Genomic DNA, 9,357 nt, shown 5'->3' with positions numbered 1-9,357 from the left:
GAAGTTAGGCTACCCTAAGTCAGGCTTACCTAACTACCTTCACGCCAGGCCCGCCACAGTCGGGCATAGCGGCCGCCGAGAGCCACCAACTCCTCGTGCGTTCCCTGCTCCACCACGCGCCCGGCGTCCAGCACAGCTATCCGGTCCGCCGCCATCGCCTGGGTCAGCCTGTGCGCCACGAACAACGTGGTCCGGCCCGCGCACGCGGCCAGCACGGCCCGCTCCAGCTCTGCGGCGCCCTCGCTGCCCGCCTCCGCGGTCGACTCGTCGAGCACCACCACCGGGGCCCGGCCCAACACCAGCCGGGCCAGGGCCACCTGGGCGACCTTGGTCACGTCCAGGCGCTCTCCGCCCTCGCCGACCATGCTGTGCAGTCCGTCGGGCAGCGCCTGGACCCACCCGTCGGCACCAACGGTGCGCAACGCGCCCATCAGTTCCGCATCGGTCGCTTCCGGCGCGGCCAGCCGCAGATCGTCGGCGAGCGGACCGGAGAACACGTGCGTCTCCTGCGTCAGGATGCTCACCAGGGCACGTGCGCCTGCCTCGTCCATTCCGGCCAGGTCGCTCGACCCGATACGCACCGATCCGGCCTGCGGGGTCCCGATGCCCGCGATCAGCGCGGCCAGCGTCGATTTGCCCGCGCCCGTCGCCCCCACCAGGGCGAGCGAACCGCCCGCCGGGATCGACAGGCTGACATCCCGTAGGACGGGATCCTCGGTGTCGGGATAGGTGAACGTCAGTCCCTCCACCGTCACCGGGTACGGCACGGCCTTGGCCGGCGCGACGGTGGAGTCGCCCACCAGGCGCTCCTCCGCGGCCTCCCCCAGCACCCCGACCAGCCGGGTCAGGCTGGCGCCCGACTTCTGCGCCTCGTCGAAGGTGAACATGATGGCGCCCAGCGGCGTGAACAGCCGGTGGAACATCAGCGGGGCCGCCGACACCTCGCCCAGGCTGGCCATGTCGGCCTCCAGCAGGGCGTACCCCACCACGAGGATGAGGACCAGACCGATGAACTCGGCGCGGTTCTCCCGGCCGACGAACCGGCCGAAGAACCGGAACACCTCGATGCCGAGATCGCGCACCCGCCAGGACTCACTGGTCACCTTCTCGCGGAAGGCGCCCTCGAGGCGGTACGCCCGGACGGTGTCGATCCCGTTCAGGCCGCTGATCAACGCCTGCGCACGGTCCGCCTGGGCGGCCCGTTGCTTGCGGTAGAGCGGGGCGGAGCGGGGGAGGTACCAGCGCAGGGCCAGCGCGTACGCGGGCAGTGCGCCGGCGCCCGCGAGGCCGAGCCGCCAGTCCAGTCCGAACATGCCGGCCGTGGCGATGGCGACCAGCACTCCGGCCGAGAACACCGTGGGGATGGCCGTTCGGATACCCCTGGACAGCACGGCCACATCGTCACCGACCCGGGAGAGCACATCTCCCCGGCCGACCTGCTCGATGCGCGCGCTCGGCATCCCGAGCACCGCCCGGACGGCACCTTCGCGCAGCCGCGCGAGCAGATCCGCACCCAGCCGCCCGATCAGGTACGTCGACGCCGCGGTGGCCGCCGCGCCGAACACCGCGGCGGCCACCATCAACGCCCCGATCGTGACCAGGACCGAGCGGGATTCGCCTTCGACGACCCCGTCGACCACTTGGCCGAGCAGCAGGACCGGGAGCACCTGGAGCGCTGCCCCCGCCACCGTGGTGAACACGGTGGCGGCGGTCAGCCATGGCAACTCGCGGCAGTGCGCCGCCACCCATCGGGTGCCCTCGCGTCCGGTCGCCGTGCGCAGTGTTGCCGGTGCGACGCGTGTATCGGTGACACTCACGCGCGGACCGGTTCGGGCCGGGGGCTGGACAGGTTGACCACCATCTCTACTCGACCGACTTGACGAGCTCGTCGACCCCGTACGGCATGGACAGCAGGGTGCCCTGGGACAGAGCCGCACCGACCGCCGGGCCCTCACTGTCCAGCAGGTACGAGACCTTGCCGGCCTTGACCGCGGACAGGTTGTTGAACAGCTCGAACTTCTTCAGCGCTTCCGTGTCCGCCTTGTCGTTGATGACGACGATGCGGTCGACGTCGATCAGGTCGACGCGCTCCGGGGAGAGGGCGGTGGAGAACTCGCCGCCGGCGATCTTGTCGATCTCCGTCGCACCCTTGTAGCCGATGCCCGTCAGCAGTCGGCCGCGCACGTCGGTGGTGGTGAAGGCCGAGATCGAGTCCTTGTACCAGGACACCGCGACAGCGGTCTCCTTGCCGAACTGCGGGTGCGCCTCACGGGCCGCGTCGAGCTGGCCCTGGACGCTCTTGACCATCGCGGTGCCCTCGGCCTCCTTGCCGAGCGCCTTGGCGATGTGGACCGCGTTGTCCTGCCACGGTGCGCTGAAGAGCTCCTTCTCGCCCTTGGTGCGGCCCACCGTGGGAGCGATCTTGGAGAGCTTGTCGTAGGCGGCCTGGTCGACCTCGGAGTAGACGGCGAGGATCAGGTCCGGCCGCAGGGAGGCGATCTTCTCGAAGTTGGGGCCCGCGTCGCCGTTCTTCATGACGACCTCGGGGCGGGCGTCGCCCCACTTGTCCTTGACCCAGGGCCACTGGGTGTTGATGTCGGGGGACTGACCGGCCGGGTTCGGGTACTGGTCGACCATGCCGACCGGCTTGATACCGAAGGCCAGGACGGTCTGATCGTCCGTGTAGCCGACGGTGACGACCCGCTTGGGGGCCTTGTCGATCTTCGTCGATCCGAACGCGTGCTCCACGGTGACCGGGAACGCGCCGGAGGCGGCGGCCGGAGCCTTGTCAGTCTTCTTGTCCGCCGTGTCGGAACCACATCCGGCGAGAAGGCCGACGCCGAGCGTCGCGGCGGACACGACGGCCGCCAACCGCCGCCAGGACTTCGTGACCGTCGTCGTTCTATGGAGGAGCATCCGGGAATCCCTTGCTTTCGCGCTGTCCGCGTGCCCCCGTCTAAGGGCAGCCAAACCTTATCCTGCGTTGGTGAGGTTAGCCTAGCCTAACCTTGACGATTTCCCTTACTCGGCCCTCAGTTGAACTGGACGTGCGTCCGGCCGATCGGAACGATGAGCGGCCGGTCGCCCACCGGGTCCTCGATCACCATGGCGCGCAGCCCGAACGCCTCCTGCAGCAGCTCGGCCGTGATCACGTCGCGCGGGTGACCCTGCGCGAGGATCGAACCCTCTTTCATCACAATGAGGTTGTCGCTGTAACGCGTGGCCAGATTGAGGTCGTGCAACACCATGACCACCGTGCATCCCGACTCGTGCAGGTCGTCCACCAGGTCGAGCACGTCGATCGCGTGCGCCAGATCCAGGTAGGTGGTCGGCTCGTCCAGCAGCAGCAGGTCGGTGCCCTGGGCCAGCGTCATCGATATCCATACGCGCTGACGCTGTCCGCCGGACAGCGAGTCGACCGGACGGTCCGCCAGTTCGGACACCCCGGTCATGGCCAGCGCGCGCTCCACGACATCGGCGTCGTCCGACGACCACTGCCGCAGCCAGCTCTGGTGCGGATGACGCCCCCTGGCGACCAGATCGGAGACGGTCAGCCCCTCCGGCGCGACCGGTGCCTGCGGCAGCAGACCGAGCTTCTTCGCCACGTCCCTGGACCTGAGCCGGGCGATGTCCTCACCGTCCAGCACGACCGTGCCGCCGGTCGGCTTGAGCAGCCGCGTCAGGGTGCGCAACAGGGTCGACTTCCCGCAGCCGTTGGGGCCGATGATCGTGGTGATCACCCCTGGCGGGATCGCCACGTCGAGGCCGTCGATGACGGTCCGGCTGCCGTACCCGACCGTGACGCCCCTGGCTGCCAGCCGTGCGACGTCATCGACGCCGGACTCGATCTCGGTGATGTACTGAGCGGCCACAAGCCCCCCTCTAGTCAAGATTGCCTGGATTGCCGAAGCCTGTGCGTGCTCTATCTGAGGTTCGCGCGCACCAGCAGGTACACGAGGAAGGGGCCGCCGATCGCGGCGGTGACCACGCCGACGGGGAGGCTGATCGGCAGTGCCGTACGCGCGAACAGGTCGGCGCCGATCAGCAGCAACGCCCCGACCATGCCGGAGGCCACCATCGGCGGGGTCGGGTACCTCGCCAGACGCATCGCCACCTGCGGCGCCACCAGCGCGACGAACGGAACGGGACCGGCCGCGCTCACCGCCATGGCGGCCAGCAGCACCGCGCACAGCAGGAGGACCGCCCGCACCCACGAGTACCGGACGCCGAGACCCGCGGCGATCTCGTCGCCGAGGTGCATCGGCTTGAACTGGAACGCGACGCAGGCCACGGCGGCCATGAGCACGAGCGTGCCCCACAGCGCGACTTCGACCTCGTCCCAGGACCGGTTGTCCAACGAGCCGACCAGCCATGTCTGGGCCCGTGCCACATCCCTGATGTCGGCCGAGACCAGCAGCCAGGTCGTGATCGCCTCCATCGCGGCGCTCACCGAGATGCCGATGAGGATGAGCCGGAAGCCGTCGATCCCGCGCCGCCACGCCAGGAAGTACACCAGGAGCCCCGTTCCGAGGCCGCCGGCGAGCGCCGCGGCGGACAGGCCCACGGAGTTGACGACCGCCGCGGCGGTACCGCCCGACACCGTCACCAGGAACACCGCGACCGCGCTGGCTCCTCCGGTGATACCCAGAATGTCCGGGCTGGCGAGCGGATTGCGCGCGATGGACTGCGTGATCGCCCCGGACACTCCCAGGGCGATGCCCACGACGAGCCCGGCCAGGGCCCGCGGCATACGCAGATCCATGATGATGAACTCGTCGAACTGCTCGCCCCTGCCGAGGAGCGTGGCGATCACCCGGGAGAGGCCGATGGGGAAGTCCCCGATGCTGACGGACAGGCAGAACACCAGGAAGGTCGCCGTCATCAGCAGCAGCGTGACGCACAGGAGCCAGGGCCGCCATACGAACGACACATGGCCCAGGCGCAATCCCGGCGCCACCGACGGCTTCACATCTGTCACATTCATGCGTTCCTGAACTTTCCTCGCCACACCAGGGCCGCGAAGAACGGGGCGCCGAGGAGGGCGACGACGACTCCCGCGTCCAGCTCACCCGGCCGCACCACCAAACGGGCCACGATGTCACAGACCAGCAGGACGACGGCTCCGAGCAGACCCGCGTACGGCACCAGCCAGCGATAGTCCGGGCCGGTCAGGTACCGGGCCACGTGGGCCACCATGAGCCCGAGGAACGCGATGGGTCCGCACGCGGCCGTCGCCGCGCCCGCCATCAGGGTGATCGCGACGATGCCGACGGTCCGGCTCAGCGCGATGTTCACCCCGAGCCCTCGCGCCACGTCGTCACCCAGGTTGAGCAGGTTGAGGGTGGGCAGTTGAGTCAGGGCCAGCACCAGCCCGACCGCGATGAACGCGGTCACCGGCCAGATGACGTCGAACCCGACCCCGGCCACGGAACCGGCGTTCCAGAACCGCAGCGCGTTCAGCGACTCCTTGTCCGCCAGCGCGACCGCCGTGGTCATCGCCGCGAGGAACACCGTGATCCCCTGCCCGGCCAGTGCGAGCGTCAGCGGGTTGCCCGCCCCCCGGCCGATGCTCGCCAGTCCGAACACGACGACGCCGGCGACCGCGGCTCCCAGGAAGGCGAACCAGACGTACTGGAACGGGTTGGAGAGCCCGAACAGGGCGATCACCGTCACCACGGCGAACGAGGCTCCGGAGTTCACCCCCAGCAGGCCCGTGTCGGCGATGGGGTTGCGCGTGTACCCCTGGATCAGCGCCCCGCCGACCCCCAGGGCGACGCCCGCCACGATGGCGAGCACCGTCCGGGGCACCCGCACGGTCTCCACGATGAGCCTGATCTCGGTGAGCCGCTGGTCGGAGTCCGGCGCGGCGAACAGCCCGTGCCACACCTCGCCAGGGCTCAACGCGCGCGCCCCGACGGCCAACGACATCACCCCCACGATCAGGAGGATCACCACAAGCGTGGCCAAACCCACAACCCGGCGCCGGCGGGCTTGCGTTGTTCCCCCGGTCGCGAGGCGCTCAACTGCAGTCGTGCTCATGTCGACGTACGTTATCCCTTTGATCCACTGCGGAGGCGCGGCAGTCGGTCACCCCGCGCCTCGGCCCTGATCCCCCGCGACTGCGGGCTAGCGGACTGTGCTCCCGGCTCCGTCCGCGACCGGCCTGGCCTCGTCGGAGGCGGACTTGACGCCCCGGTCGAGCAGCGAGTCCAGGATCTCGCCGACCCGGATCGCGGTGTTGGACAGCAGGGACGACGTGATGCCGTGCGTGTGCTCCGTGCCGCCCTGCAGATAGATGCCGCAACGCAGGTCGGAGTCGGTCGCTATGCGGTAGTCGCGCTCGACGCGGACACGGCCCTCGTCGTCGCGCAGGCAGCGGTCCGCGACGTCGCCGAGGAGGCCGAGCGGGTCGACGGGGCTGTAGCCGGTGGCGAACACCACGATGTCGGCGTCGAGCTCGCTCTCCTCACCCGTGACGAGGGACTTCACGGTGGACCGGACCTTCTCCGGCGTCTCCTGGACACCGGTGAGCCGGGACACGTTGACGAAGCGCAGCCGTTCGGTCCCGAGGACCTTCTCCTGGTACGCCTGGCGGTACAGGTCGTCGATGAGGTCGATGTCCACCACGGCGTAGTTGGTGTTGCCGTGGTAGTCCATCAGCTTGCGCTTGGTCTCGTCGGGCGCCGTGAAGTACTGGTCGACCGCCTCGGGATCGAAGATCCGGTTGGCGAAGCTGCTGTCGTCGGCGGGGCTGTAGCCGTAGCGCGAGAAGACCGCGCAGATCTCGGCCTCGGGGAAGACGCGGTGCAGGTAGGCGACGTTCTCGGCGGCGCTCTGCCCGGCGCCCACGACGACGAACCGGGAGGGCGACGTGCCTTCCAGCCCGGCGACCTTCGCCAGCAGATCGGAGTTGTGCCAGACGCGGTCGCCGCGCTCGACACCCTCCGGCATGAGGGGACGCAGCCCGGTGCCGATGACGAGGTTGCGGGCCCGGTGGACCTCGAGACCCTCCCCCGACCGGACCGTCACGTCCACGTACTCCACGGTGCCGTCACGGACGACGGGTGTGACCCCGACGACCTCGTTGCCGTAGGAGACCATGTCGTCGACCTGGGCCGCGGCCCACTCGAAGTAGTCGTGGAACTCTACCCGCAGCGGGAAGAGGTTCTTGTGGTTGATGAAGTCGACCAGCCGGCCCTTGCTCTTCAGATAGCAGAGGAAGCTGAACTCACTGGTCGGGTTCCGGAGCGTCACCAGGTCCTTGAGGAAGGACACCTGCATGGTCGCGTCGTCGATCAGCATGCCGCGGTGCCAGCCGAAGCGTGGCTGCTGCTCGAAGAAGTGAGCGCTGACCGCCTCCTGTGAGCCGGCGCGTGCGTTGTGCTCGCTGATCGCGATCGCCATGGCCACATTGGACGGGCCGAAGCCGATGCCAATGAGGTCGTGGACCGGTGTTACGTCGCCAGGAAGAACCTGTGACATGTCACTCCCATCGTGCGGGGAAGCCGCCTGTCAGGCGTGGGGGAAGGTACGGGATGTGAGCACGCCGACGAAGCGGCCCGCTGGAATTTAGGTAAGCCTAAGCTAATCCCGTGGAGCTGTCGATAGGGCAGGCCGGACGGGCGGTCGCAGGAGCTCCCGCCAACTACGGCTTCACGCCATCGCGTTGCATACTAAGGTAAGGCTTGCTTTACTGACCAACGACCAGTCCCTACCCTGAGGAGGAACCCCATGCGGGTTGTCATGTTCGGATACCAGACCTGGGGGCACCGCACCCTGCAAGCCCTCCTGGACTCCGAGCACGACGTGGTGCTGGTCGTGACACACCCCAAGAGTGAGCACGCGTACGAGAAGATCTGGAGCGACTCGGTCGCCGACCTCGCCGAGGAGCACGGCGTCCCGGTCCTGATCCGCAACCGTCCGGACGACGAGGAACTGTTCGAGCGCCTCAAGGCGGCCGACCCGGACATCATCGTCGCCAACAACTGGCGCACCTGGATCCCCCCGCGCATCTTCGGCCTCCCCCGGCACGGCACGCTGAACGTCCACGACTCGCTGCTGCCGAAGTACGCCGGCTTCTCCCCGCTGATCTGGGCCCTCATCAACGGCGAGCCCGAGGTGGGCGTCACCGCGCACATGATGGACGACGAACTGGACGCCGGGGACATCGTCCGGCAGGAGGCGGTTGCCGTCGGCCCGACGGACACCGCCACCGACCTGTTCCACAAGACCGTCGACCTCATCGCCCCGGTCACCACCGGCGCACTCGCGCTCATCGCGTCCGGACAGACGGAGTTCACCAAGCAGGACCGTTCCCTGGCGACCTTCTTCCACAAGCGCTCCGCCGAGGACATCCGGATCGACTGGAACTGGCCGGCCGAGGACCTCGAACGCCTGGTCCGCGCCCAGTCCGAGCCGTACCCCAGCGCTTACGCCTTCCACAAGGGCAAGCGGCTCGAGGTCCTCGCCGCAGTGGTGTCCGAGGGCCGCTACGGCGGTACGCCCGGCCGCATCTTCTACCGCGAGGGCGACGGCGTGGTGATCGTCGCCGGAGCCGACGCCCGCACGGGCCGCAACCACGGCCTGGCCGTGACACGCGTACGGACCGAGGACGGCCGGGAGTTGCCGGCGACGGAGTACTTCACCAACATGGGCGGCTACCTGACCAGCCGCCCCTGACCCGCCGGCCTCCCCGTATCAACGCGTGACGATTCCGGCGACGAGGTTGATCGTGGTCGCCAGGATGCTGGCGCCGAACACGTACGACAGCAGGCAGTGCCGCAGGGCCACCGCACGGATGATGGAACTGGACACGTCGGTGTCGGAGACCTGGTAGGTCATCCCGAGGTTGTAACTGAAGTAGAGGAAGTCGCTGTACTGCGGCGGGTCGTCGGTGTTGAAGTCGATCCCGCCCGCAGTCGGCACGTAGTAGATGTACGCGTACCGGGTGGCGTACATCAGGTGGAGCGCCGCCCAGGCCATGAACACACCGCAGAGCGCCGTGGCGGCGGCGGCGTGGCTCAGGTCGTCGTCGTCGACCAGGAGCAGCACCACGATGCCGAGCAGCCCGCACAGGGCTGACCCGACGACGGCGAGCTCCTCGGCGACGGGCCGGAATTCCTCGCGCCGGACGTTGGAATGGGTCACTGCGGCGTTCATGGGCCACAGGACGATCCACCCCACCACCACGAAGGCCGTCAGCGCCGCGGCGATGCCCGCGAGGACGCCCAGCGGCGTGTTGGCGGTCAGCACCCCGACCACCGCGCCGACGGCCGCCCCGAGGACTGCCGCGCCGACAAGTCGGGGAACAGCGGAGAGTACTGACCAGTGGTTCATCGGGACCTCGCGGAGAGGGCT

General features: G+C 68.9%; 8 protein-coding genes. 1 reads left to right on the top strand and 7 read right to left on the bottom strand.

Features of this window, described 5'->3' with window-relative positions:
- Positions 1–29: 29 nt before the first annotated feature.
- The 6 genes from OG257_RS34580 to OG257_RS34555 form a co-directional block, all read right to left on the bottom strand.
- Positions 30–1,817 (bottom strand): ABC transporter ATP-binding protein, encoded by a 1,788-nt coding sequence (locus tag OG257_RS34580; RefSeq protein WP_329213956.1) that lies wholly within the window; start codon positions 1,815–1,817, stop codon positions 30–32.
- 46 nt (positions 1,818–1,863) lie between these two features.
- Positions 1,864–2,916 (bottom strand): iron-siderophore ABC transporter substrate-binding protein, encoded by a 1,053-nt coding sequence (locus OG257_RS34575; RefSeq protein ID WP_329213954.1) that lies wholly within the window; start codon positions 2,914–2,916, stop codon positions 1,864–1,866.
- 116 nt (positions 2,917–3,032) lie between these two features.
- Entirely contained in the window at positions 3,033–3,872 is an 840-nt protein-coding gene (locus OG257_RS34570) for an ABC transporter ATP-binding protein (RefSeq protein WP_329213952.1), read from the bottom strand.
- A gap of 50 nt (positions 3,873–3,922) precedes the next feature.
- Complete coding sequence (locus tag OG257_RS34565) at positions 3,923–4,984, bottom strand: FecCD family ABC transporter permease (protein ID WP_329213950.1); 1,062 nt, start codon at positions 4,982–4,984, stop codon at positions 3,923–3,925.
- The gene (locus tag OG257_RS34560; protein ID WP_329213948.1) at positions 4,981–6,039 is read right to left on the bottom strand and encodes a FecCD family ABC transporter permease; all 1,059 of its coding nucleotides are present in this window, start codon (positions 6,037–6,039) and stop codon (positions 4,981–4,983) included. The genes OG257_RS34565 and OG257_RS34560 overlap by 4 nt, the downstream gene beginning before the upstream one ends.
- Before the next feature lie 87 nt (positions 6,040–6,126).
- The gene (locus tag OG257_RS34555) at positions 6,127–7,482 is read right to left on the bottom strand and encodes a lysine N(6)-hydroxylase/L-ornithine N(5)-oxygenase family protein (RefSeq protein WP_329213946.1); all 1,356 of its coding nucleotides are present in this window, start codon (positions 7,480–7,482) and stop codon (positions 6,127–6,129) included.
- A 249-nt stretch (positions 7,483–7,731) separates the two neighbouring features.
- Here OG257_RS34555 and OG257_RS34550 point away from each other — a divergent pair, with 249 nt between their 5' ends.
- A complete protein-coding gene (locus tag OG257_RS34550) occupies positions 7,732–8,679 on the top strand; it encodes a methionyl-tRNA formyltransferase (protein ID WP_329213944.1) in 948 nt (315 codons plus the stop codon).
- A gap of 18 nt (positions 8,680–8,697) precedes the next feature.
- Here OG257_RS34550 and OG257_RS34545 read toward each other — a convergent pair whose 3' ends face one another.
- The gene (locus OG257_RS34545; protein WP_329213942.1) at positions 8,698–9,336 is read right to left on the bottom strand and encodes a DUF1345 domain-containing protein; all 639 of its coding nucleotides are present in this window, start codon (positions 9,334–9,336) and stop codon (positions 8,698–8,700) included.
- Positions 9,337–9,357 lie beyond the last annotated feature (21 nt).

The organism is Streptomyces sp. NBC_00683 (assembly GCF_036226745.1).
Classification (GTDB): Bacteria; Actinomycetota; Actinomycetes; order Streptomycetales; family Streptomycetaceae; genus Streptomyces.
The sequence above is the reverse complement of the archived record's forward strand: the minus strand, read 5'-3'. Positions and strand labels throughout refer to the sequence as shown.